Source organism: Streptomyces sp. NPDC051684 (assembly GCF_044453445.1).
Lineage (GTDB): Bacteria > Actinomycetota > Actinomycetes > Streptomycetales > Streptomycetaceae > Streptomyces.
Genome location: NZ_JBITCS010000039.1, coordinates 12,180 through 35,547 on the forward strand (window position 1 = coordinate 12,180; position 23,368 = coordinate 35,547).

Sequence of the window (23,368 nt, forward strand, 5' to 3'; positions counted from 1 at the left end):
ATGGGGGCGCCGCGGCGGGCGGGCGCGGGACCGCAGGTCAGGCGGGCGAGGGAAGCAGCTGGTCCGCTCGTTGGACGGGGAGCTCGGGGACGGTGCGGCGCGCGAGCCCGGCCATCGTGCGGCCGGGACCGACGTCGAGGAGCCGGGTGCATCCGGCCGTGTCGCGCAGGGTGCCGAGGACGCCGTTCCAGTGCACGGGCCCGGTCAACTGGGCGAGGCACAGCCCCGGCCAGTCGGCGCCGTGGGTGTGCACGGCCGCGTCCACATTGGCCACGACCGGTGCGTGCCGCGGCGCGAACTCCACCGATTCCAGGGCCTGGGCGAGTTCCTCGGCGGCCGGCTCCATCAAGGGGGTGTGGCAGGCCGCGGAGACGGCGAGCCGGGTGCAGGCGACACCGACGTCCTCGGCGCGCCGCACCAGTGCCTCCACCGCTTCGGGAGACCCGGCCACCACGGTCTGCCGGGGGCCGTTGAAGTTGGCGAGCCACAGTGCCGGCCGGTGCACCCGCACCTCAGCGACCAGCGCCTCGGCCATGTCCCGCCCGGCGGTCACGGCCGCCATGGCGCCCGGTCGCGAGCGTGCGGCGCGTGCCATGGCCCGGCCTCTGGCCGCCACCAGCCGGGCGCCGTCGTGGACGCTCAGAGCCCCCGCGGCGACGAGGGCGGTGTACTCGCCCAGACTGTGTCCGGCGTGGGCCCGGGCGGCCGGAGCGGACCCGTCGGCCTGCTCCAGCGTGCGCCAGGCCAGCAACGAGGCCGTGAACACGGCGAGTTGGGCGCGGTCCGTGCGGGCCAGCTCGGCCGCGTCGGCCTCCAGCAGCAGCCGCGCCACGTCCAGGCCCGCGGCCTGCGACACCTCCTCGACCAGTCCCCAGGCGGGGGTGGCGGACCACGGGGCCCCCATGGCCTGCCGTTGCACCCCTTGTCCGGGAAACAGGGCGGCGGTGCGCGGGGCCGATGACGCTTGGTTCGCAGTCATCTTCTTCCCAGCTCCTTCGTTCGGCGTTCGCTCCAACATGTTCACGAGTGCTTTCTAAAGCAGTGCTCAAGAAGCGCTAAAGCGCATTCCGGGGCCTCCGTGAATGCGGCGGCTTTAGTGATCCTTTGGTGTGCCGCAGTCAGACTCCTGGTGCCGGCCGAGAAATGGACTCGGCCTCAGGGGAGGAACAGCATGAGCACCACGGAACGGGCGCCGCAGGCCGCCCACAGGGGGCGCGAAAGACCGGATTCGGGGCACGGATTCGAGGCCCTGGGGGAGGGGCTGAGGAATTCCCACGCCGCGCGAATTCGTGCGGGGATGGGGCTCTCTCAGGAATTCGACCCGCCGCGAACTTTCTCGGTTTCGCCGCAACCGCGCCCCTGGCGTTCCCCGCTGCCCTGGACCGCCTGACCGCCCGTTCCGATGAAAGGAGTTCTTGTGTCCCCGACCCTGTCGGCGCCGTCGGTCCCACGCCGCGGCGAACAGGCGGAGCTGTCCTTCACCCGCACCGTCGACCGCCGCATCCTGCACCGCTGGGCGCTGTCCGAGGTCTTCCTCACCGATGTGCACCACGCGGACGACGGCAGTTACCGCGCCGCTGCCCAACTGCCCTGGAACCACCCCTACTACGGTGACCATCTCACCCGCCTCGACTGCCCCGACCCGCTGCTGCTGCTCGAGTGCGTGCGTCAAGCCGAGACCTGGGGCGGGCATGCCGTGGCGGGCGTGGGCGAGGACCGCCAATTCCTGCTGCGCCGTTGGTCCATGGCCCTTCCGGGCCTGCTGACCAGCCCTGACGTACGGCGCCCCGCCGAGGTCTCGGTGGCGGTGCGGACCTCCGACGCCCGCGGCCCGGCCGGCGCCCCGCGCCGCCTCACCTTCGCCGCCGACGTGGGGGTGTGGGACCACCACGTCGGACAGGTACGCATAGAGGTCGGCTACATCCCCGCCGATGTGTACGCCACCGTGCGCGAGAGCGGCCGCGGCGGCCCGCTGCCCGACTTCGACGCGCTGCCCCGCACCACCAGCTCCCTCGCCCCGCACTGGGTCGGGCGCACCGACCGTCGCAACGTCGTCCTCGACGACATCGTCACCGACGGACAGGGCGCCGGCGCGCGGGTGTGCGCCCCGCTGGACAACCGCAGCATGTTCGATCACGCCCAGGACCACGTGCCCGGCATGGTCCTGATGGAGGCCGCCCGGCAACTGTGCCTGTTCACCGGGGCCGAGCTGCACGGCACCTCCGCCGCCCACACCACCGTGGCCGGCTTCGACTTCTCCTTCAGCCGCTACGCCGAGCTGGACGCGCCACTGCACGTCCACGTGCGGAGCAGCGGCCCCTACGCCGGGGACGACGCCCTCTCCGCCGCACTGCCCCGACTGGTCACCCACCACGTCGAGTTCCTCCAGAGCGGCGCCCTGTGCGCCCGCGGCGTGCTGCACACCACCACCGCCCGCGCCGCACCCACGAGGAATCAGCCGTGATCGACATCCCCGACGGAACCTGGATCGCCGCCGCCGAGTGGCTCCCGCCCACCTCGCAGACACCCCAGGACGCCATGCGTCTCGGGCTGGTCACAGCCCAGGAGGCGGCGGTCATGGGCTACTCCTACCTGCCGTGCTCGCAGGACCTGTCCGCACCGCAGATGGCGGTCGAGGCCGGGCTCGCGGCCCTGGAACGCGCCCACGTGGACCCCGCACATCTGGGATCCGTCCACCACGCCTGGACCTACTACCAGGGGCACGACTTCTGGTCGCCGGCCCACTACGTCGCCGCGCGCCTGGGCGCACACGACGCCGCCCCTGTCGGCATCCAGCAGATGTGCAACGGGGGAGCGGCCGCCCTCGAAGCGGCCGTCGCCCGCCTCGCCGTCACCGCGCCGTCCGCCCGCGCCCTGGTCACCACCGCCGACCGTTTCGTCGCGCCCGGCTTCGACCGCTGGGCCGGCGACTACGGAGTCTGGTACGGCGACGGCGCCACCGCCGCCGTCCTGGGCCGCGGCACGCCCGAAACGGCCGTCCCTGCCCGGTCCCTGAACCTGCGCGCCCTGGTCACCCGGGCCGAGCCCGACCTGGAGATCGTGCACCGCGGACGCGACCGCTTCCACACCACCGCGCACCAACGCGGATGTGTCGACGTGCGCCGGACCAAGAAGGCCTACCTGAGCGGCACGGGGCGGGACGCCTTCGTGACCCGGCTGCGGCAGTGCACCACCGAGGTGCTCGCCGCCGCCCTCGCCCAGGCCGCCGACCGGCCGGGGGCCTGCACCGACAGCGGCCCGCGCAGCGTCCTGCTGCCCCGCCTCGGAGCCGCCACGGCACGCGACATCTACGGCAAGGCAGTGGCCGAAGTGACCAGTGCCCCGGCCGTGGACCTGGGCGCGGGGACCGGACACCTCGGCGCAGGGGACGCCCTGTCCAACCTGGCCGCCCTCTCCGACCCCTCCCATCCGCAAGGGCTCCTCCCCGGCGAGTACGCCGTCGTGCTCAGCGCCGGAGCCGGCTTCACCTGGAGCGCGCTCGTCGTGCAGCGCCCCACCGAGCAGACCGACCCGTCCTGAAAGGCCACCCCATGTCCTCAGCCACCACCTCCGACAGCCTGCTGGATCCGGCCCCGCCCGCCGCGCCCGTCGTCATCGTCGGGGCCGGCCCCGTGGGGCTCGTCCTCGCCGCCGAACTCCTCAGCCGCGACGTTCCGGTGCGCATCATCGACGGCACCCCGCCCGGCTCCTCGCTGCACTCGCGCGCCATCGTGGTGTGGCCGCGCAGCCTCGAACTCCTCGACCGGATCGGCGCCGCCGAACCCCTCGCAGAGGCCGCCAACCGGCTCGACGCGGTCACCTACTTCTCCCAGCGGCGCCTGCTCGGTTCCATCGAGATGAGCAGGTTGGCCGAGACGCCGTTCCCCTTCGGCGCCGTGATCCCGCAGAGCCGTACCGAGGACGTCGTGCGCGCCCGGGTGGAGGCCCTCGGCGGCAAGGTCGAGCAGGGCCGTGTCATCGACGTCCGGGACATCCACCGCCGCCCCGTCGTCGAGGTCGAACGGCCCGACGCGTCGGGCAGCGAGCAGATCGAGGCGTCCTGGGTGATCGGCGCCGACGGCGCGCACAGCACCGTGCGCCGCCTCGCCGGGATCGAGTTCCTCGGCTCCGGCGAGGACGTGCTCTTCGCCATCGGCGACGGCCCCATCGACGGCGACCTGCACCAGAACGAGCTGCTGTACTGCTACACCCGCAGCGGCGCCCTGGGGCTCGCCCCGTTCGGCGAAGGCCGCTTCCGGCTCGCGGTCAGCGTCCCCGGCTGGAACCGTCAGGACGCCCCGCCGCGCGCCCTGTTCCAGGAAGTGATGGACGAGCGGGCGCCCCGGCCCGGCGCCATCGGCACCCTGGACTGGACCACCATCTTCCGCGCCCGGCGCCGGGTGGCCGAGACCCTGCGCGAGGGCCGCGTCTTCCTCGCCGGCGATGCCGGGCACATCTTCAGCGCCGCCGGGGCCCAGGGCATGAACACCGGCATCCAGGACGCCGTGAACCTCGGCTGGAAGCTCGCCGGAGTCATCGACGGAAGCCTGGAGCCGGGCATCCTCGACACCTACGACACGGAGCGCCGGATGGCCGCCGAGCGCGTGGTGCTCACCACCGCCAAGCAGACCAGCTGGGGCCTCTTCCGCCGCCGGCGACAGATCGCCGTCCGCGACGGCGCCGTCCGCCTGGCTCAGCGCTCCGGCCTCCTGCAACGCTTCGGGGCGCCGCTGATGGCCCAGCACGACGTCACCTACCGGCCCGCCGAGTCCCTGCGCGACACCCTGCCGGGCGTCACCCGCAAGGTGCGGGCCGGCGACCGGCTGCCCGTCTTCAGCCACCACCACCCGCGCGGCCGGGAGACACCGGCGCCCGCCACCGAGCGCGGCGGCTGGCCGGTGATCGACGCGGCCCGCCCCTCCGTCCTGCTGTGGGCCGGAACCCGCCAGGACGGCGCCTGGATACAACAGGCCGACGCCGTGCGCGCCGGACTGCCGGCCACGGTTCCGGTGCAGGACATCTCCGCCCGGCCCGGCTTCGCCCCGCTGCTCGGCACCCGGCCGTTGGCCGTCGTGGTCCGCCCCGACGGACACATCGCGGCCCTGACCGAGGCCGAACCCGTCGCGGTGCGCACCGCCCTGCGCGAGACCCGTACCGTCATCGGGCCGCGAGAGACCAGCGGCCGGGCGGGGACCGAGAGCGTCACCGAGATGGGCGTCGCGGCCGCCGTGTCGCAAGGGGACGCCCAGTGAGCAGGGCGGCGGTCCTGTGCGGTCTCGGTGCCTGGGTCCCGCCCACGGTCGTCGACAACGACCAACTCGCGCGGGACCTGGACACCTCGGACGAGTGGATCCGCACCCGCACCGGCATCGCCCGGCGTCGTGTCGCGGGACCGGGACTGTCGACGTCGGACCTCGCCGTCGAAGCCGGCCGCCGGGCCCTGGAGTCGGCCCGGCGGACCGCCGCGGACGACGACGCGAGCCGGTCACAGGTCGACCTGGTGGTCCTGGCCACCAGCACGCCCGACCAGCCGTGTCCGGCCACCGCACCCCAGGTCGCCCACCGGCTCGGGCTCGGCACCGTGGCCGCCTTCGACGTGGCCGCCGTGTGCACCGGCTTCATCTACGCCCTGGCCACGGCCGCATCAATGATCGTCGCCGGCTGCGCGCGCAGCGCCCTCGTGATCGGCGCGGACACCTTCTCGACCATCCTCGACCCGGCCGACCGCACCACCCGCGCCATCTTCGGCGACGGCGCGGGCGCCGTGGTGCTGCGCGCCGGCGAGGACACCGAACCCGGTGCCCTGCTCGCCTTCGACCTGCACAGCGACGGCGCGGGACACGAGCTGATCACCGTTCCCGGCGGAGGCGCACGCGAACGCGCGCTGCGCACCGATGACGAGGCCGACTGGAACCGGTACTTCACCATGCAGGGCCGCGCCGTGTTCACCGAGGCCGTCGTGCACATGAGCGACTCGGTGCGCGCCGTCCTCGACCGCATCGGCTGGCACAGCACCCGGCTCGACCGGCTCGTCGCCCACCAGGCCAACCTCCGCATCCTGCGCGCCGTCGGCGGCCAGCTCGACCTGGAGGACAAGCAGGTCGTCACCAACCTCGACGAGGTCGGCAACACGGTGGCCGCCTCCATCCCGCTCGCCCTGGCCGACGCGGCCGCCGAAGGGAACCTGCGGCCGGGCCACCGGGTGGCCCTGACCGGCTTCGGCGGGGGAGTCACCTGGGGCTCCGCCGCCCTGACCTGGCCCAGCCTCGACGTCCGACCCGGCACGCCCGCAACCGACGGCGCGCCCCTCATTCACAGAACCGACGACAAGGAGAACCTGTCATGACCGCCACCACCACCCTCACCGACCGCGTCGCCGCCCTGATCGCCGAGCACTTCGGCCTCCCCGAGGAGGAACTGCGCTCCGGCGTCACCTTCGAGGAGTTGGACATCGACTCCCTCGTCCTCGTCGAGCTCGGCCTGATCCTGCGCAAGGAGATGGGGATCGTGCTCCTGGAGGGCGAGTTGAAGCCCACCCACACCCTCGAGACGGCCGTCGAGGTCATCGCCGCCAAGGAGAGCGCGTGAACGCCGCGGCGTCCATCACCGGCATAGGCCTGGTCACCCCCGCCGGAATCGGCGTGGAGGACAACTGGTCGGCCGTCGCCGCCGGCCGCTCCGCCGCGGCCCGCGATCCCCAACTGGCCGGATTGGCAACGGACTTCTCCTGCCGGATCCCCGGCTTCGACGCCGACGCCCTCCTGGGCCGCCGCACGGCGTGGCGGCTCGACCCCTTCACCCGCTACGCCATGGTCGCCGCCCGCCAGGCCGTCGAGGACGCCGGCCTGGACACCCGGTCCTGGGACGGGGCCCGGGTCGGCGTCGTCCTGGGCAACTCCCTGGGCGGCACCCACACCTTGGAGGAACAGACCGGCCGCTTCCTCCAGGACGGACCCGACGAGGTGTCCGCGCTCACCGTCCCCAAGTCCATGGTCAACATGGTGGCCGGATACGTGGCGATGGACCTCGGCATTCTCGGCCCGAGCCTGGTCACCGCGACCGCCTGTGCCTCGGGCGCCACGGCACTGGGCGTGGCCCGCTCCCTGCTCGTCTCGGGCCAGTGCGACATCGTGCTCGCCGGGGGCACCGAGGCCGCGCTCACGCCCGCCACGGTGACGGGGCTGTCCCGCATGGGCGCGCTCTCCGAACGCCGCGAGGACCCGCAGCGGGCCTCGCGCCCCTTCTGCGCCCACCGCGACGGGTTCGTGCCCGGCGAAGGCGCCGCCGTCCTGGTGCTCGAGGCGCCCGGCCACGCCCGCGCCCGCCGCGCGTCCGCCTACGCGGACCTGGTCGGCTTCGGCGCCTCCAGCGACGCCCACCACGCCACCCAGCCCCACCCCGAGGGACAGGGCCTCGTCCGCGCCGCACAGGACGCACTGCGCGACGCCGGCGCACTGCCCGACGAGATCGGGCACGTCAACGCGCACGGCACGTCCACCCCGCTCAACGACAGCACCGAGGCCCGCGCCCTGCGCAAGGTCTTCGGCACGGGCCCGGCCGTCACCTCCACCAAGGGCGTCACCGGCCACACCCTCGCCGCCGCGGGCGCCATCGAAGCCGCCTACACCGCTCTCGCCCTGCACCACCAGACCGTGCCGCCCACGGCGAACGTGGAACGGCTCGACGCCGAGGTGGACATCGACGTGGTCACCGGACAGGCCCGCCCGACCCGCATGGAGCTGGCGATGAGCACCTCGCTCGGCTTCGGGGGACACAACGCCGCCCTCGTCCTGAGAGCCGCCTGACCGTCCGAGCACACCGCGGCGGGAACCGCACGAGCGGTTCCCGCCGCACCCGCCCCACGAACCTCCCCACACGGAAGCGAAACCGCCATGGCCACCACGCCAACCCCGCACCCCCTCCTCGACGTCACCGGCCGGCGCACCACCGGCATCGGCCTCGGCTGCATGGGCATGAGCTGGGGCTACGCCGAATCCCAGCGCGACGACCGGCGCTCCACCGAGGTGATCCACGCCGCCCTGGACGCGGGGGTGCGCCTGCTCGACACCGCCGACGTGTACGGCGACGGCCACAACGAGCGGCTCGTCGGTGCCGCCCTGCGCGGCCGCCGCGAGGACACCGTCCTGGCCACCAAGGGCGGCCTTGTCGTGGACGACCTGGCCCGCCGCGACATGCACCGTGACGGCAGCCCCGCCCACCTGCGGACCGCGGTCGAGGCGTCCCTGACACGGCTGGGGGTGGAGACGATCGACCTGTACTACCTCCACCGCGTCGACACCGAGGTGCCCCTGGAGGACAGTTGGGGAGAGCTCTCCTCGCTCGTCGACGAGGGGAAGCTGCGCGCCCTCGGACTGAGCGAGGTCACCGCCGCCGAGGCCGATCGCGCCCACGCCGTCCACCCGGTGGCGGCCGTGCAGTCGGAGCTGTCCCTGTGGACCCGCGACCCGCTCGATCCGCACACCGGCACGCTGCGCTGGTGTGCCGACCACGGCGCCGCCTTCGTGCCCTACGCCCCGCTCGGCCGCGGATTCCTCACCGGCGCGTACACCCCCGACTCGTACGAGCAGGGGGACTTCAGGGCCACCAGCCCCCGCTTCTCGGGCCTGGCACACGAGGCCAACCTGCGCATCGTCGAGGCCGCACGCCAGGTCGCCTCCCGCAACGGCGCCACACCCGCCCAGGTGGCGCTCGCCTGGACCCTGGCCCAGGGGCCGCACGTCGTCCCCGTACCCGGCACCAAGAACCCGGCCTACCTCAAGGAGAACCTCGACGCCGCCCAACTGGCCCTGGCCAGCGACGACCTCGCCCTGCTCGACGCGGTTCCCGCCGCCGTCGGCAGCCGCTACTGAGGAGGCCGCATGCCCACCGACCGTACTGCCGTCGTCGTCGGCACCTCCACGACAGCCGAGGCCCTCGCCCGCGCCCTGCACACCGGCGGAGCGGACACCGTGCTGGTGACGCCCGGGACGGACACCCCGCAGGCGCGGACCGACAGCGGGACACCGCGCCGCAGCGGGGAACTCGGCGACCTGGCGCAGGCCGACGTCGTCGTCCTGGCCGGGGGAGAGGACCCGGCCGCACTGCGCCGCCTGGTCGCCCGGGCCGCCCGTCATCGGGCCCCCGGCTCCGCGTTCGCCGTCGCCTGCCTGGGACCCGCGCTCGCGGAGCTGCGCATACCGGAGGCCGACGACCTCATGCTGGTGCGGCTGCCCCGCCCCGACCTGATACGCGCCGCGGAGCTGACCGTCTCCCCCCGCACCGCGCCGCAGACCCTCGACCTTCTCGACGAGACCCTGCGGGACGCCGGCATCACTGCGCACACCGTGACGGACACCGCCGGAGGCCACAGCACGGCCCCGTTCCTGCGCCTGCTCGACCGCGCCATGCGGCTGGTGGAGGAAGGCCGGGCCGACGCCACCGCCGTCGACACGGCCATGCGCCTCGGTTGCGGCTGGCGCAGCGGACCACTCCAACTGGCCGCCGAGCTGGGCCCCGAGACGGTGCGTCAGGCACTCGCCGCCGTCGCGCGGGAACGCGGTCCCCGCTGGGCCCCCGCCTCCGCACTGCCCGCGGCGCAACTGCTGCCGACCGCCGCACCCGAAACGCAGGAGGCGGCGCGAGGCGAGGAGGACGAGCCCGGCAGGGAACGTGTCGTGGTCGTCGGCTCGGGAACCATGGCGTGCGGCATCGCCGAGGCCCTGGTCCGCTCCGGACACCGCACCGACCTGCTGGCCCGCTCGGCGCCTTCCGCCCAACGTGCGCGGGAGAGCGTCGAGTTCGCCCTGGAGCAGACCCTGGCGGGCGACGACCTGACCGCCGCGACGGGGCTGCTGGCGACCGGATGCGAGGAACGCGTGCTGTCCGACGCCCAGATCGTCATCGAGGCGGTGGTCGAGGACCCGGCGGTCAAGAGCGCCCTCTTCGCCCGCATGGGCGAGGTGTGCCCCGCCGGGACACTGCTGGCCACCACCACATCCAGCCTGTCCGTCCACGCCCTCGCCACCGCGTCCGGGCGGCCGGAACACGTCGTGGGGCTGCACTTCTTCAACCCGGTGCGCCACCTGGGCCTGGTCGAACTCGTCCCCGCCCGCGCCACGTCCCGGCGCACCGCCGAGCGTGCCCGCCAACTGGTGGAGGGGCTGGGCAAGATCCCGGTGCGTTGCGCCGACCGCCGCGGCTTCCTGGTGAACGCGCTGCTCTTCCCGTATCTCGACGACGCCCTCGAACAACTGTGGTCCTTCGGCTCCGAGCCGGCCCGGCTGGACGTTCTGGCGAAGAGCGTCACCGGACTGCCCCTGGGGCCCGTCCGCCTCCTGGAGACGGTCGGCGCCGATGTCGCCCTGGCCGTACTCGACCAGTTGTGCGCGGCCGACGGCTCGGGCGTCGCCCCCTCCCCGCTCCTGCAAGGGGCGGTAGCCGCAGGGCACTTGGGCCGCAAGAGCCCCGGACGGAGCGTCCGCGCCTTCCTCGACCGGGCGCCGTCCCGCGCCGCGGCGTGATCCACCCTTCCGTATCGCCCACACCACCCCAGCCTCAGGAGGCTCCCTGATGTACTCGTTCCTGTCGATCCGACGCGGCCGCAAAGCGCTCGTCGCCGCCGCTGCCGGAGCTCTGCTGGTGACCGCCGGCAGCGTGGCGTACGCGCAGACCGACGCCGCCGGTGACCCCGTCACCAGCGAGACCCTCTCCGAGGGCGTCACCGACCGACCCTTCACCATCAAGGCGGACGGTTCCCGCCACTTCGTCTACCGCAAGGCCGTCATTCCGCCGGGCGCCGGAACCGGCTGGCACTTCCACACCGGCGAGGAGATCGCCGTCATCCACTCCGGCACCATGGTGCGCATCAACGGCAGCGACTGCTCGGAGCGCAGCCTCGGACCGGGCGACGCGCTCGTGGAGCCGACCGGGCCCGACGAGGTGCACTTCGGCACCAACCGGGGCAGCGAGCCGGTGGTCCTGTACATCACCGACGTCCTCCCGGAAGGGGCCGACTTCTCCGAGCCGGCGCCGGACCCCGGCTGCGAGAACGCCAAGTGACCGCGCCCGCCGACATCGCACCGGCCCGCGACGTCGCCCACATCCGGGTCGCCTTCTTCGACGTCGACGAGACCCTGCTGACCATCAAGAGTATGTTCCGGTTCCTGAGGTTCCACCTGCGGGCCCGCGGACTGCCCGACTCCGCCTACGAGGAGGCAGCGCAAACCCTGCGCCGGCGCGCGGCCGAGGGAGTCCCGCGTACGCAGACGAACCGCGAGTACTACCGGCTCTACGCGGAGCAGCCCCTCACGGACGTCTTCGCCCAGGGGCGTGCCTGGTTCGCCGAGGAGCTGGAGCGAGGCGTCCTGCATGCGCCGGGTGTGGCCCAACTCCGGGCGCACCAGGACAACGGCGCACACGTCGTCCTCGTCTCCGGTTCGTTCGCCCCCGCGCTCGAACCGGCCGCGCGTCTGCTGGGCGCGGACCGACTGATCTGCAGCACGCCCGAAGTGCGCCGGGGGACCTACACGGGCCACCTCGCCAGGCCCCTGATCGCCGAGGAGAAGGGGCGGGCCGTACAGCGACTGCTGGCCGAGCTCGACGTCCCCGCCGAACAGGCGGCCGCCTATGGAGACCACGCGTCCGACCTGCCGATGCTGGCGGCGGCGGGGCTTCCCGGCTGCGTGGGCGACGACCCCGCGCTCGTGGCGCACGTTCGCGACCGTGACGGGATCCTGCTCCCCGGCATGAACCGCTGAAGCGTCAAGGAGTCGAAAACCTGGACCGGTGTGAGGGGGAGCTCACTCGGCGAAGAACATGAGAACGGCTATTATGTTTTCTGTGCGCACGCCGCCACCGTGCGCCCACAAGGCATCCGGGCAGCGCTCCGTCCTGAAGGCGGAGTGCTGCCCGGTACGGCTCCTGAGGGGGAAGCAGTGACCGCACTGACCGAGCACCATCTTTCCGAGACCCACGAGAGAGTCGACGTCGAGGCCCTGCGCTTCCGCATCCTCGGCCCGCTCTCCATGACCGTGCACGGCCGCGAGGCCGCGCCGACCGCGGCGAAGCAGCGTCAGGTTCTGTGCCTGCTGCTGATGAACACGGGCCGGCGGGTGACGACCACCGCGCTGATCTCGGAACTGTGGCCCCACGAGGTGCCGCGCACGGCGAAGACCGCCCTGCAGACCTACATCAGCGCCCTGCGGCGACTCCTCGCCAAGGAGTTGGGCCTGCCCGCCGAGACGGTGGCCGCGACCCTGCTCACCACCGACGCCGGGAGCTACACCCTGCACCTCCCCGCATCCTGCTGGGACGGGGCCGCGTTCCAGGTGCTCCTGAAGCAGGGCGAGGACGCCGCCGGGCGCGGGGACTACGCGCAGGCCGAGACCGTGCTCGCGCGGGCGCTGTCCATGTGCCACGGAGACATCCTCGAGGACGTCCTGAAGGGCCCTCAACTGCGGCCGCTGGTCCGCTTCCTGGACGAGGCGCGACTGCACGGCGAGGAGCTCCTCGTCGACACCTTCCTGCGCACCGGCAAGAAGAACCAGGCGGTGTGCCGCGCCACCACACTGGCCGACCGGAACCCCTACCACGAGGGACTGCACGCCCAGTTGATGCGATCCCTGTACGCCGCCGGCCGCCGCAACGACGCGCTCAAGGCCTACCGCGAACTCGACGCCCGTCTCGCCGACGAACTCGGCACCGTGCCCTCGCCGGAGACCCGCACCCTCCACCACGCGCTGCTCCAGGACGCCCCGGACGCCGCCTTCCTGCGGCTCGCGCCGGTGCAGGACGTGAGCCGCGCGTAGGTCTTCGGTGCGGGGTGGCGATGCCGATGGTGGTGGCGGTGGCGTTCAGTGTTTGAGGCCCGCGTGCAGTTCCAGGTGCTCCGCCTCGAAGCGCCCACGGAAGTCGCGGTCGTGCGAGACCGCGACCACCGCCCCCGGGTACGCCGCGAGCGCCTCCTGGAGATCGTCGACCAGGGCGAGGGCGATGTGGTTGGTCGGCTCGTCGAGGACGAGGAGGTCCGCCGGCCGGGTCACCAGCCGCGCGATCTGCAGCCGCCGCTGCTGGCCCACGGACAGGGCCGCGACCGGGACGTGCAGGTCCTGCTCGCGGAACAGGCCCAGGGACAGCAGCTGTTCGGCGTACTCGTCCGGCAGTCCGGGCGCTCCGGCGGCGAACGCGGCGAGCAGCGGCAGCCGCGTGGTGTGTGCGGGCAGTTCCTGGGCGAGATAGCCGATCCGGGCGGAGCGGCGCACCGTGCCCGCGTCCGGCCGGAGGTCGCCCGCCAGGACGCGCAGCAGCGTCGTCTTGCCCGCGCCGTTCTCGCCCGTGACCAGCAGGCGCGCACCGGGCTCGATCGTCAGCAGCCCGTCCAGGCGCAGCCGTTCCCCGACCCGTACGTTGTCGAGCTCGGCGAGTGGGCCCTGGGCCGGTTCTTCGGCCGCCGACGAGAGGGCCGTCGTGAAGCGGAGCGGTTCCGGCGGCTCGGCCACCGGGTCGCGCCGCAGCCGGTCCAGGCGCTCGCGCACCGCGCGCACCTGGCCGCCGAGCTTGGCCTCGCTGGAGCGGCGGTGCTTGCCGAAGCCCTGTTTCGGGTCGCGGCCGGTCACGGCCAGTCGTCTGCCCGCGGCTTCGAGCAGCTCCTCCGCACGGGCCACCTCCTCGACCCAGTCCGCGTACCGCTGCTCCGCCCCGCGCCGGGCCGCGGCCTTCGCGGCTCGGTAGCCGGCCCATCCGTCGCCGTACCGGTGCACGGTGCGCTCGTCCCGGTCGACTCCAGGATCGTGGTGGCGATGTGCTCCAGGAAGCCGCGGTCGTGGGTGACCGCGACGACGGTGCCGCGGTGCGCGCGCAGATGGTCCTCCAGCCAGCGCACGGCCGTCGCGTCGAGGTGGTTGGTCGGCTCGTCCAGGAGCAGCAGTTCGGGGGCGGCGGCCAGGGTGCAGGCGAGCGCGAGGCGCGACTGTTCGCCGCCGGACAGGGAGCCGAGCGTGCGCTCGCGGGTGATCCGGGCGAGCCCGAGCCCGTGCATGGCGGCATCCACGCGGGCGTCGGCCTCGTATCCGCCGCGCTCCTCGTAGGCGATCAACAGCTCGCCGTACGCGGTGAGTTCCTCCTCCGAGGCGTCGGCGAGGGACTCCTCGGCCGCGCGCAGTCCTCGCTCCATGTCGCGCAATTCGGTGAGCGCGTGGTCGACGGCGTCCTGCACGGTGCGGTCCGCGTCGAGGTCGAGAGTCTGGGCGAGGTGGCCGGTTCCGCCGGGGAAGCGGACCGTGATCTCGCCGGTGTCCGGCGGTTCGACGGCCGCGAGCAACCGCAGCAGGGTGGACTTGCCGGAGCCGTTCTCGCCGATGACGGCGGCCTTCTCGCCCGGCCGGACGGTGAAGGAGACCTGGTCGAGGACGGTCCGGGTGCCGTACGACTTGGTGACGGACCTGACGGACAGCTGCGCCACGGCGGGGCCGGTGCTGGTGGGCAGGGCGGTATGGGCGCGTTCGCGCATGGGCTTTCCCTGGGGGTGTGAAGGGTCGACGGGCGGCAGAAACGGCAGCGGGGGCCGGGCCCGGACTCAGACGAAGAAGAGGAAAGCCATGACGGAACCATAGCACGTAACAAGACGATTCGTCTCGTCTCAAGTGGTGACCAGTGGATGCGGCAGGGAAGCCGCCCGTGTCAGCCCTCGGCCCCCGCGTCGGAGAGGCGCAGCAGGAGCGCGGCCGCCACGTACCGCATGCGGCCGGACGGTGTGCGCGGGTCGTAGCCCAGTTCGCGGGTGAGGGCCTCGTGGCGGGCCTGCACCGTCGAGTGGTGCATGCCGAGCCGGGCCGCCGCCGAGCGGATACTGTCGGCCTCGATCAGCGTGCGCAGGACCATGCCCGAGCGGGTGTCGAGGCGGCCGAGCACCAGGACGTCGTCGTGCGGGTCCTCGGGGTCGTAGGCCTGCGCCAGCCGCAGCATCACCCCGAGGGCGGTCGCGTCGACGACCGGGTCGCAGGCGTCGGCGAGGCGGTGCGCGACGATCGCGCCGTCCCACGAGTCCGGCGCGTGGTCGGCCCGCGTCCACGGGCCGAGCCCCGCGCGCCCTGCGGGCTCCAGGGCGCCCGAGACGTCGAGCGTCGCCCGCAGCATGCCGTAGCGCGTCGGCACGACGGTCGACGGTGCGCCCGGAAGTGTCTCGTCGACGGCCGTCGCGATCACCCGGATCCGGGCGCCCGCGCCGATCCGCAAGCGCGCGAGCGCCGCCGCGCGCTCGCGGGTCCCGGCAGCGGCGTCCACGGCGATGTCGAGGCCGCTGTCGGGACCCCGGCGCGCCTCGAACAGCTCGACGGCCAGGGCGAGCCGCTCGACGACCATCGCGTCGTTGGCGTGCGGCGCCCCGTCCCGTTCGAGCCAGACGCGGACGCGCGGGCCGGGGCGCTCGTCCTCCGCGTCGGCCGACGGGGAGGAGGTATCCGGCGAGGCCGCTTCTTCTGGGCCGAGCAGCCGCCCCGTCGGGTCGCACCGGATGATCCGACCGCGCCTCTCCGCCCCGGCGACGACGCCCGCGAGCGCCGCCGCCGCACGCACAAGGCCGGTGAGCCCCACACCGGAGGCGGTGAGCGCGTCGAAGTACGTGACGACCTTCAGCGTCTCGCTCGCCTCCGGATCGAGGGAGGTGAGCCGCCCGACGAGTTCTTGCATGCGTGCTCCCTGTGCGCGCCCCCGCGTAGCGGAATCAGGCTATCGCCGCGTCCCTCGTGTCGTTACGGGGCGAGGAGGCGGGCGACCCAGTCGTTGCGGGCCGCGGTGGCCGCCCGCGCGAGCGCGGTGTGCGGGGCGAGCATGTCGAAACCGTGGAAGCCGCCTGCCCATACGTGCAGTTCGGCCGCCACGCCCGCCCGCCACAGGGCCGCCGCGTAGGCGACGTCCTCGTCGCGGAAGACCTCGGCGGAACCGCAGTCGATGTACGCGGGCGGCAGCCCCGACAGGTCGCTCGCGCGCGCCGGCGCGGCGTAGACCGAGACGTCGGCCGTCCCGCGGCGCTCGCCGAGCAGCGCGCCCCAGCCGACGCGGTTGCCGCCGCGGACCCAGGTGCCGTCGGTCTCGTACTGGAGCGTGGACACGGTCTCGTCGCGGTCGTCCAGCATCGGGCAGATGAGGACCTGGCCCAGGAGCCGCGGACCCTTGCGGTCGCGTGCCAGGAGGGCGGTCCCGGCGGACAGCCCACCGCCCGCGCTCGCGCCCGCGATCAGGATCCGGTCCGGGTCGATCCCGAGTTCGGCGGCGTGCTCGGCCGTCCAGACGAGGCCCGCGTAGCAGTCCTCGACCGGGTACGGGTCGGGGAACTCGGGGGCGAGCCGGTACTCGGCCGTGACGAGGACGGCGTCGTGCTCGACGATCCAGGACATGAGTTGGGTGACGCCGATGAGGCGCTGGCCGGCGATCATGCCGCCGCCGTGCACGTGGTAGATCCCGGGACCCGTCCCGGTGTGGTCGGCGCGGGCGATCACCGACACCGGTATCTCGGCCCCCTCGTACCCCTGGATGGTCGTCTCGCGGCACACCAGGCCCGCGTCGGCGAGGACGTCGTCGGTCAGCTCGACGGGCGTCGGTGTCTCGCGCAGGCGCTGGATCGTCTCCGGGGTCAGGGTGGGGAGCTGCTCGCCGACGAGGGCCAGGACCGCCTCCAGTTCGGGGTCGAACGGAGGGCGGGGCAGGGTGGGGTTGTTCGGCATCGGGACTCCTTCTCGGCACCGGGCGACGGGGTGTGACCCCACCGTGCTCGTGGCACGAGGGCCCGGGAACCCGCCGTTCAGGGCGGTTTCCCGGCGTCCTGACCGCCGTTCGCGCGGCGACTGTGGACCGGCCGTTCCCCTCTCCCGTACGGCAAGGGGGCCGGCGCGATATCTGCGCCCCGCGGCGTGCGAGGCGATCGACGTTGGCGGGTCAGGCGGTCGGGGTCATCCCGGCGTGCGGGCTTCACCCCGCACCTCGCCCACCACGCCGACGAGTGGGACACCGGCGTGGCCCTGGTCGCGTACGGCCTCGGCGTCATCCTCGTGCCCCGCCTGGCCCGGCTGCGCGAGGACCTCCCGGTCGCCCGCATCCCGCTGAGCGGCGAACCGGCCCCGGCCCGCCGCATCCTCTCCGTCACCCGTCCCGGCGCCCGCGAGATCCCGGTCCTGTCCCGGGCCATCGAGACGATCACGGCCACGGCGGCGGAGGTGCTGCCGGGGGAGTGACGGGGCGGGGCCCCGGTGAACCGTGCGGCGGCGCCGCGTCGTTCAGCGGGGCCAGGGCCGGCCCGTGCGTTCCTCGATGTCGGTGTTGAACCGTTCGAGGTCCTCGACGAACCGCCGCAGCCGGTCCTCGGGCCAGTCGCCGAGGACGTCGGCGAGGCCGGAGGCGATGGCGTCGCGGTCCGTGCGCAGGCGCTTCCGGCCCTCCTCCGTGATCCGGAACTGCCGGGCGATGCTGCCGTCCGGGTCCAGGGTCCGTTCCACGAGGCCGTCGCGCAGCAGCGCCGTCGTCTGCCGGGTGAGGGTGGAGGGAGTCAGGCCGAAGGCGTCGACGAGGGCGGGTACGGACATCGGGCCCTGCGCCTCCAGGCGGCTGAGCAGGACGTAGGCGCTACGGTCGAGGGCGTTGTGGTCGAGGCGGACGCGGCGCGGCGAGGTCATCTCCAAGTGCCGCGTCAGGATCAGCAGTTCACGCTCGATCCGGCCGCCCGCCCGCCGTGCGTCCACGCCGACCTCCCCCTGTGTCAACCGTCAACCGCCGTTGCCTGGTACGCGATTGAAGCATCATGCGCTGTTGTGCGCCATGCATCAAAAGTGCATCATGCACAGGAAGTGCATGATGCACTTGCCGTCCGGCGCATCGTGCCGGCCCTTCCGCCCACCGCCACCGAACCGCTGCTACCGAACCACCGTCATCGCCACCGAATCGCCGTCGCCACCTGCCGCCTCCACCCCCACAAGGAGACGCACACCATGACCGACCAGGCCGAACACCCCTACGCCCAACCGCCCGTCCAGCTACCGCTGTCCGGCGACACCCCACTCGAACCGCCCGCCGTGTGGGAGGAGCTGCGCGCCCGGTGCCCCGTCGCCCACGCCACGCTCCCCAGCGGCGACACGGCCGTCTATCTGACCCGGTACGACGACGTCCGCGGCCTGCTCTCCGACCCCCGGTTCGTCCGCCCCACCGCGCAGGACAACGCCGCCCGGATGGCGCCCGAGGGCGTCGGGGGAGCCGCCGCCACCGGAAGCTCCGCCATCGCGACCCCCAACCGGGGCGAACCGCACCAGCGTTGGCGCCGCCAGGTCGGCCGGTACTTCACCGCCAAGCGGATGACCGCCCTGCGCCCCGGCATGACCCGCCTCGCCGAGGGCCTCGTGGACGCGATGCTCGCCGACGGCGCCCCCGCCGACCTGCGCGCGAGCCTCGGCTTCCCGTTCCCCGTCTACGTCATCTGCGACCTTCTCGGTGTCCCCGCCGAGGACCGGGACCGCTTCTCCGGCTGGTCCGACTGCTTCCTCAGCGTCACCCGCTACAGCGCCGACGAAATCCGTGCCGCCCAGGAGGACTTCGTTGCCTACATGTCCGCGCACATCGCCGCCAAGCGGGCCGCGCCGGCCGACGACCTGCTCAGCGTCCTCATCACGCAGAGCGACGAGGGCGGAGGCGCGGGGAGCGGGGTCGAGGGCGGTGGTCTGAGCGACGAGGAACTCGTCTCCACCGGCATGGGTCTGCTCGTCGCGGGCCACGAGACCACCGCCAACTCGATCGGCAAGATGGTCTCCCTGCTGCTCGACGACCGCGCCCGCTGGGAGCGGCTGCTGGCCGACCCGGCACTGGTGCGCACCGCCGTCGAGGAGTCCCTGCGCTTCGACAGCAACCTCGGCTTCGGACTGCGCCGTTACCTCGGCGAGGACGCCGAGATCGGCGGCGAGGTCGTCCCGGCGGGCAGCACGGTCGTGTGCAGCATGCCCGCCGCCAACCGCGACGAGCGCGCCTTCACCGGCGCCGACGCCATGGACCTCGCCCGCACCCCGAACCCGCACCTCACCTTCGGTGTGGGCCCGCACTCCTGCCTCGGCCAGGCACTCGCCCGCACCGAACTCCAGGTCGTCCTGGAGGTCCTGCTCGACCGCGTGCCCACCCTGCGCCTCGCCGTCCCCGCCGCCGAACTGCGCAAGACGGAAGGGCTGTTGGTCGGCGGCCTGAGCGAGGTCCCGGTCCGCTGGTGACCCGCGTGCCCCTGGCCCCCCGACCGTAGAACCATGGAGGAGACGGACCGTGAAACTCACCGTCGACCAGGGCAGGTGCTGCGGCGCCGGAGCCTGCGTCCTGTCCGCGCCGGAGGTCTTCGACCAGCGGGACGAGGACGGCATCGTGACGCTCCTGACGTCCGAGCCCGCATCGGAACAGCACGCCGCGGTACGCGAGGCGGCGGCGATGTGTCCGACGGCGGCGATCGGGGTCGTCACCGAACCCGACTGACCGTGGCCTGACCAACCGGGCCGCGCCTCAGCCCTTCTTCAGCTCCTCGGCGAGCATCACGATGATGCCGCTGGGGCCGCGGACGTACGTGAGCTTGTAGATGTCCTCGTAGGTACCGACACCGCGCAGCGGGTGGCAGCCGTGCCTGGCGGCCGTCTCCAGGGCCTCGTCGATGTCGTCGACCGAGAAGGCGACGCGGTGCATGCCGATCTCGTTGGGCAGGGTGGGGGACGTCTCGATCGCCTCGGGGTGGATGTACTCGAAGAGTTCGAGACGCCCGTTGCCGTCCGGCGTCTGGAGCATGGCGATCTTGGCGTGATTGCCGTCGAGACCGACGGCGGTGTCGGTCCATTCGCCACTGACGGTGTCCCGGCCGATGACCGTGAGACCGAGGTCGGTGAAGAAGGAGATCGTCGCTTCGAGGTCGCGAACGGCGATGGCGACATTCTCAAGTTTGATGGCCATACCGGGCATGCTAGCGAGCGCCGGACCGATCGGGCGCCCGAGTTACGCCGATTCGAGTACTGGCCGGAGTTCGAGTGCTTCGGGCGTGGGAAAACCGCGGGCCGGCTCGACGGCCTCGGCGTGGTCGGCCACCTCCAGCAGGAATCAGCCGCCGAGCGTCTCCTCGCCGACGTGCACCGGCCCCTCGGCCACGCAGTCGGATCCGTGCGCCGCCGTGCGCACGGTGACAGGGCCCTGGGTCTCCGTGTCGAGGGCGTCACCGCCCACCCGTTTGCCCGCGGCCGCCAGTTTGCCGATCCATGCCTCGTACGCCGCGCGGTGGGCGTCGCGGTCGGCCCGGATCCGGGCGCGTGACGCGTCGGCCTCGAAGATGACGAGGGCGAACTTCATGACGGGTTCCCCTGTTCGGTGCGGTGGACGGAGCCGGTCGTCGCGGCCGCCGCGACCGGGTCGAGGCGGGCCAGCGCGCCCGTCTCCAGCGCGGTCCACAGCGCGCCGTCCGGACCCACCGTGATGCCGTGCGGTTCGGAGGCGGGGGTGGGCAGGTCGTGGACGGTGACGGTGCCGTCGGCGGTGATCGAGCCGACCCGGTTGGCGCCCCATTCGGTGAACCACGCGGTGCCGTCCGCGTCGGTGGTGACGGCGTGCGGCCGGGCCGACCGGTCGGGCAGCGGGTGTTCGGTGATCCGGCCGTCGGGTGTCCTGCGGCCGATCCGGCCGGCCGCGATCTCGGTGAACCAGACGCTGTTGTCGCGGCCCACGGTGACACCTACGGGTGCGGCGTCCACGGTGGGCAGCTCGTGGACGGTGATGTGCCCGTCCACACCGATGCGCCCAAGGGTGTTGGCCTGGTTCATCGTGAACCACATCGCGTCCTCGCCCGCGGCGATGGCGGAGGGGAAGGCGCCGGTGCGCGGCAGCGGGTACTCGGTGACCGACCCGTCCGTGGTGATACGGCCGACGCGGTCGGCGGCGGTCTCGGTGAACCACAGCGCGCCGTCCGGCCCGGCGGCGATGCCGAAGGGGCCGCACTGTGCGGTGGGCAACGCGAACCCGCTCACCTCGCCCGCGGTGGTGATCCGGCCGATCCGGTGCGCGCGGTACTCGGTGAACCACAGGGCCCCGTCCGGACCTGCGCAGATGACGGTCGGACCGCTGTCCGGGTCCAGTTGACGAAGGGTCGGCTCCTGCCCCGGGACGAGCCGGCCGATCTGGCCGCTGTGCACCAAGGTGAACCACAACGCACCGTCCGGGCCGGTGGTGATCGCGTAGGGGCCGCCGGTGCGATCGCACACCACGTACTCCTCGACTGCCTGCGTCCTCGTCACTGCTGCTCCAGACCCTCGGTGGCGGCGATACGGGCGATGTCCTCCGGTGAACCGGCCATGATGGCACGGGCGTTGGCGGTCACCACGTCGACGGGCCAGTCCCACCAGGCGGCGCGCAGGAGCTGTTCCACGGCGCGGTCGTCGAAGCGCTGTCTGATGGCTCGCGCCGGGTTCCCGCCCACGATGGTGTAGTGCGGCACATCGGCGGTGACCAGCGCGCCCGCCGCGGTCACGGCACCGTCCCCGATCCGGACGCCCGGCATCACCGTGGCTCCGTATCCGAACCACACGTCGTTGCCGACCACCGTGTCGCCGCGGCTCGGCATGCCGGTGACGATGTCGAGCGTCCGCTCGGCCCACTCGCCGCCGAACATGGTGAACGGGAAGGTGGACACCCCCATCGACGGATGGTCGGCGCCCGTCATCAGGAACGTCGTACCCGTCGCGAGCGCGCAGTACTTGCCGATGACCGTCCGCCGGGGCCCGGCCGTCTCCACGTTCTACGAGGTGCTTGCCCTCGTCGCGGCGGGGGACGTGGTGTGCCCCGTCCTTGACGAGGGGCGGCACTATCACGCGCACCCCGACGTGACCTACCTTGCCGTCCACGACGCACCGCCCGTCCAATCGGGGCTGATCTGGCGCACGGATCGCGCGACCCCACTGGTACGGGCACTCGCCGACGCGGCGAAGGGGTGCGGGGGCTCGGCGGCGGGGAAGCGGCGGCCCACCGGCGGCCGGATCATGGTCTTGATCGGCTTCTGCGCGGCCCTTAGGCTCTCCTGTCCATGGGAATGGCGGAGCCCCGCCGCGGGCGGCGGGCATGGCGCGACGGACCGGTCGCGCGTCGCATGGGAGCGGGCCTGTTGGGCGTCGCCGGACTGGCCGCGCTGGGTGCGGTGTTCGTCGCACTGCCGGGGGCGGTCGTCGACCACGATCTCGCCGGGGCGCACGTCGCCGCGCAGGCCCGGCTCAAGGCGGTCAACGATGTCCGTACGACACTTCTGCAGGTGGTCGGCGGCCTCGTCGTCCTCTTCGGCGCGTACGCCACATGGCGCCAACTCCGCGTGAGCCAGGACGGGTTGCGTGCCACGCAGGAGGGCTACGTCACCGACCGGTTCGGCCGCGCCGTCGACCAGCTCGGCAGCGACAAGCTGGACGTGCGCATCGGCGGGCTGCACGCGCTCTGACGGATCGCGGAGCAGTCCGCCCGTGACAAGGAGGCCATCATCTCCATCCAGGCCGCGTATCTGCGCACCCACCTGCCCTGGCCGCCCACCGCCCCGGAGACACCCGCCGCGGACACACCCATCAACGACCTCGCGCCCCTGGAGACGCGCGCCGCCGACTCCCAAGTGGCGCTGACCGGGCTCGGAGTGCTGTGCCAGGAACGGCAGCGGTCCTGGGTCAACCTCAGCCTCACCGATCTGCGCCGGGCCGACTGCGACGGACTGTGGTTCCCCGAGGTCAACTTCGACCGCGCCTGCCTGGAGGCTCGGCCGCAGCCACGAGGACGTCGTCGCGGCGCGGGAGCAATGGGAGGCCGCAGCGGAAACGCTTCGGTATGGTCCCGGGCTACCCCGGGGCGCGCCTCCCGGCCCCTGACCTGCCCAACAGCCGCCTCAAGCCGCGCGGCAACCGCACACGGCCCTGACACTTCCAGCCCACACACCAACACACCAACACACCAACACACCAAAGGAGACAAGTGTCATGACATCCGCCCCCACTCCGGTCGTGGAATACCGTCCCGACGAGCAGCGCTACGTCATCACGGTCGACGGCGAACAGGCCGGTCTCACCGAGTACCGCGACCGCGACGACCAGCGGGTCTTCTTCCACACCGAGGTCGACGACCGTTTCGCAGGACAGGGCCTCGCCTCGATCCTGGTGACGGAGGCACTGGTCGACGTCCGCTCCGCCGGCAAGCGAGTGGTGCCGGTCTGCCCCTACTGGGCCAAGTACGTCAAGAAGCGCGAGCAGGAGACGTCCGACGTGGTCGACCCGGTGACCCCGGACATCCTGTCCTGGCTGCGAGGCCAACTCGGCTGAACGGGGGCGTTGCCCTTGAGCCGTCGTCGGCGCGCCGC

General features: G+C 73.1%; 23 protein-coding genes and 2 pseudogenes. 16 read left to right on the forward strand and 9 right to left on the reverse strand.

Annotated elements, in window-relative coordinates:
- Nucleotides 1–37 precede the first annotated feature (37 nt).
- Nucleotides 38–979: an ACP S-malonyltransferase gene (locus ACIA8D_RS34280; RefSeq protein ID WP_399238139.1), complete on the reverse strand. Its 942-nt coding sequence runs from the start codon at nucleotides 977–979 to the stop codon at nucleotides 38–40.
- Nucleotides 980–1,417: 438 nt separating this feature from the next.
- Between ACIA8D_RS34280 and ACIA8D_RS34285 the strand changes: the two genes are divergently transcribed.
- The 11 genes from ACIA8D_RS34285 to ACIA8D_RS34335 all read left to right on the forward strand — a co-directional run bounded on the left by ACIA8D_RS34285 (nucleotide 1,418) and on the right by ACIA8D_RS34335 (nucleotide 12,806).
- Nucleotides 1,418–2,464, forward strand: coding sequence for an AfsA-related hotdog domain-containing protein (locus ACIA8D_RS34285; protein WP_399238140.1), 1,047 nt, complete (start codon nucleotides 1,418–1,420; stop codon nucleotides 2,462–2,464).
- Nucleotides 2,461–3,540, forward strand: a complete 1,080-nt coding sequence (locus ACIA8D_RS34290; protein WP_399238141.1) for a 3-oxoacyl-ACP synthase — start codon at nucleotides 2,461–2,463, stop codon at nucleotides 3,538–3,540. Before ACIA8D_RS34285 ends, ACIA8D_RS34290 begins: the two co-directional genes overlap by 4 nt.
- A gap of 11 nt (nucleotides 3,541–3,551) precedes the next feature.
- On the forward strand, nucleotides 3,552–5,252 hold the full coding sequence (locus ACIA8D_RS34295) for an FAD-dependent monooxygenase (RefSeq protein WP_399238142.1): 1,701 nt from the start codon (nucleotides 3,552–3,554) through the stop codon (nucleotides 5,250–5,252).
- Complete coding sequence (locus ACIA8D_RS34300) at nucleotides 5,249–6,346, forward strand: beta-ketoacyl-ACP synthase III (RefSeq protein ID WP_399238143.1); 1,098 nt, start codon at nucleotides 5,249–5,251, stop codon at nucleotides 6,344–6,346. The genes ACIA8D_RS34295 and ACIA8D_RS34300 overlap by 4 nt, the downstream gene beginning before the upstream one ends.
- Entirely contained in the window at nucleotides 6,343–6,588 is a 246-nt protein-coding gene (locus tag ACIA8D_RS34305; protein WP_399238144.1) for an acyl carrier protein, read from the forward strand. Before ACIA8D_RS34300 ends, ACIA8D_RS34305 begins: the two co-directional genes overlap by 4 nt.
- The gene (locus tag ACIA8D_RS34310; protein ID WP_399238145.1) at nucleotides 6,585–7,805 is read left to right on the forward strand and encodes a beta-ketoacyl-[acyl-carrier-protein] synthase family protein; all 1,221 of its coding nucleotides are present in this window, start codon (nucleotides 6,585–6,587) and stop codon (nucleotides 7,803–7,805) included. The genes ACIA8D_RS34305 and ACIA8D_RS34310 overlap by 4 nt, the downstream gene beginning before the upstream one ends.
- A gap of 87 nt (nucleotides 7,806–7,892) precedes the next feature.
- The gene (locus ACIA8D_RS34315; protein ID WP_399238146.1) at nucleotides 7,893–8,870 is read left to right on the forward strand and encodes an aldo/keto reductase; all 978 of its coding nucleotides are present in this window, start codon (nucleotides 7,893–7,895) and stop codon (nucleotides 8,868–8,870) included.
- Nucleotides 8,871–8,879: 9 nt separating this feature from the next.
- Nucleotides 8,880–10,520 carry a 3-hydroxyacyl-CoA dehydrogenase NAD-binding domain-containing protein gene (locus ACIA8D_RS34320; RefSeq protein ID WP_399238147.1) on the forward strand — a complete coding sequence of 547 codons (1,641 nt, stop codon included), beginning with the start codon at nucleotides 8,880–8,882 and terminating at the stop codon, nucleotides 10,518–10,520.
- A 49-nt stretch (nucleotides 10,521–10,569) separates the two neighbouring features.
- Nucleotides 10,570–11,058: a cupin domain-containing protein gene (locus tag ACIA8D_RS34325; RefSeq protein WP_399238148.1), complete on the forward strand. Its 489-nt coding sequence runs from the start codon at nucleotides 10,570–10,572 to the stop codon at nucleotides 11,056–11,058.
- A complete protein-coding gene (locus tag ACIA8D_RS34330; RefSeq protein WP_399238149.1) occupies nucleotides 11,055–11,756 on the forward strand; it encodes an HAD family hydrolase in 702 nt (233 codons plus the stop codon). Before ACIA8D_RS34325 ends, ACIA8D_RS34330 begins: the two co-directional genes overlap by 4 nt.
- Nucleotides 11,757–11,933: 177 nt before the next feature.
- Complete coding sequence (locus tag ACIA8D_RS34335) at nucleotides 11,934–12,806, forward strand: BTAD domain-containing putative transcriptional regulator (RefSeq protein WP_399238150.1); 873 nt, start codon at nucleotides 11,934–11,936, stop codon at nucleotides 12,804–12,806.
- 45 nt (nucleotides 12,807–12,851) lie between these two features.
- Here the strand turns inward: ACIA8D_RS34335 and abc-f are convergent.
- The 3 genes and pseudogenes from abc-f to ACIA8D_RS34350 all read right to left on the reverse strand — a co-directional run bounded on the left by abc-f (nucleotide 12,852) and on the right by ACIA8D_RS34350 (nucleotide 16,718).
- Nucleotides 12,852–14,506: pseudogene (gene abc-f / locus ACIA8D_RS34340) on the reverse strand (ribosomal protection-like ABC-F family protein).
- A 170-nt stretch (nucleotides 14,507–14,676) separates the two neighbouring features.
- Entirely contained in the window at nucleotides 14,677–15,684 is a 1,008-nt protein-coding gene (locus tag ACIA8D_RS34345) for a helix-turn-helix domain-containing protein (RefSeq protein WP_399238151.1), read from the reverse strand.
- Nucleotides 15,685–15,746: 62 nt separating this feature from the next.
- Nucleotides 15,747–16,718: an alpha/beta hydrolase gene (locus ACIA8D_RS34350; RefSeq protein WP_399238152.1), complete on the reverse strand. Its 972-nt coding sequence runs from the start codon at nucleotides 16,716–16,718 to the stop codon at nucleotides 15,747–15,749.
- Nucleotides 16,719–16,904: 186 nt separating this feature from the next.
- On the opposite strand from ACIA8D_RS34350, the gene ACIA8D_RS34355 reads away from it, so the two are divergent.
- Complete coding sequence (locus ACIA8D_RS34355) at nucleotides 16,905–17,225, forward strand: LysR substrate-binding domain-containing protein (RefSeq protein WP_399238153.1); 321 nt, start codon at nucleotides 16,905–16,907, stop codon at nucleotides 17,223–17,225.
- Between the two features lie 42 nt (nucleotides 17,226–17,267).
- On the opposite strand, the gene ACIA8D_RS34360 is transcribed toward ACIA8D_RS34355, so the two are convergent.
- On the reverse strand, nucleotides 17,268–17,729 hold the full coding sequence (locus tag ACIA8D_RS34360; protein ID WP_399238154.1) for a MarR family winged helix-turn-helix transcriptional regulator: 462 nt from the start codon (nucleotides 17,727–17,729) through the stop codon (nucleotides 17,268–17,270).
- Nucleotides 17,730–17,975: 246 nt separating this feature from the next.
- On the opposite strand from ACIA8D_RS34360, the gene ACIA8D_RS34365 reads away from it, so the two are divergent.
- A complete protein-coding gene (locus ACIA8D_RS34365) occupies nucleotides 17,976–19,235 on the forward strand; it encodes a cytochrome P450 (protein WP_399238156.1) in 1,260 nt (419 codons plus the stop codon).
- Nucleotides 19,236–19,284: 49 nt separating this feature from the next.
- Nucleotides 19,285–19,488 (forward strand): ferredoxin, encoded by a 204-nt coding sequence (locus ACIA8D_RS34370; protein ID WP_399238157.1) that lies wholly within the window; start codon nucleotides 19,285–19,287, stop codon nucleotides 19,486–19,488.
- A 27-nt stretch (nucleotides 19,489–19,515) separates the two neighbouring features.
- Here ACIA8D_RS34370 and ACIA8D_RS34375 read toward each other — a convergent pair whose 3' ends face one another.
- The 4 genes and pseudogenes from ACIA8D_RS34375 to ACIA8D_RS34390 form a co-directional block, all read right to left on the reverse strand.
- Nucleotides 19,516–19,953 carry a VOC family protein gene (locus tag ACIA8D_RS34375; RefSeq protein ID WP_399238159.1) on the reverse strand — a complete coding sequence of 146 codons (438 nt, stop codon included), beginning with the start codon at nucleotides 19,951–19,953 and terminating at the stop codon, nucleotides 19,516–19,518.
- 144 nt (nucleotides 19,954–20,097) lie between these two features.
- Nucleotides 20,098–20,343, reverse strand: coding sequence for a hypothetical protein (locus tag ACIA8D_RS34380; RefSeq protein ID WP_399238160.1), 246 nt, complete (start codon nucleotides 20,341–20,343; stop codon nucleotides 20,098–20,100).
- Nucleotides 20,340–21,281 (reverse strand): virginiamycin B lyase, encoded by a 942-nt coding sequence (locus tag ACIA8D_RS34385; protein WP_399238161.1) that lies wholly within the window; start codon nucleotides 21,279–21,281, stop codon nucleotides 20,340–20,342. Before ACIA8D_RS34385 ends, ACIA8D_RS34380 begins: the two co-directional genes overlap by 4 nt.
- Nucleotides 21,278–21,766 (reverse strand): annotated as a pseudogene (locus ACIA8D_RS34390) (CatB-related O-acetyltransferase); the annotation flags it as partial. The gene ACIA8D_RS34385 and the pseudogene ACIA8D_RS34390, both read right to left, overlap by 4 nt.
- 300 nt (nucleotides 21,767–22,066) lie before the next feature.
- On the opposite strand from ACIA8D_RS34390, the gene ACIA8D_RS34395 reads away from it, so the two are divergent.
- Nucleotides 22,067–22,468, forward strand: a complete 402-nt coding sequence (locus ACIA8D_RS34395; RefSeq protein ID WP_399238162.1) for a hypothetical protein — start codon at nucleotides 22,067–22,069, stop codon at nucleotides 22,466–22,468.
- Nucleotides 22,469–22,991: 523 nt separating this feature from the next.
- On the forward strand, nucleotides 22,992–23,330 hold the full coding sequence (locus ACIA8D_RS34400) for a GNAT family N-acetyltransferase (protein WP_399238163.1): 339 nt from the start codon (nucleotides 22,992–22,994) through the stop codon (nucleotides 23,328–23,330).
- Nucleotides 23,331–23,368: the final 38 nt, after the last annotated feature.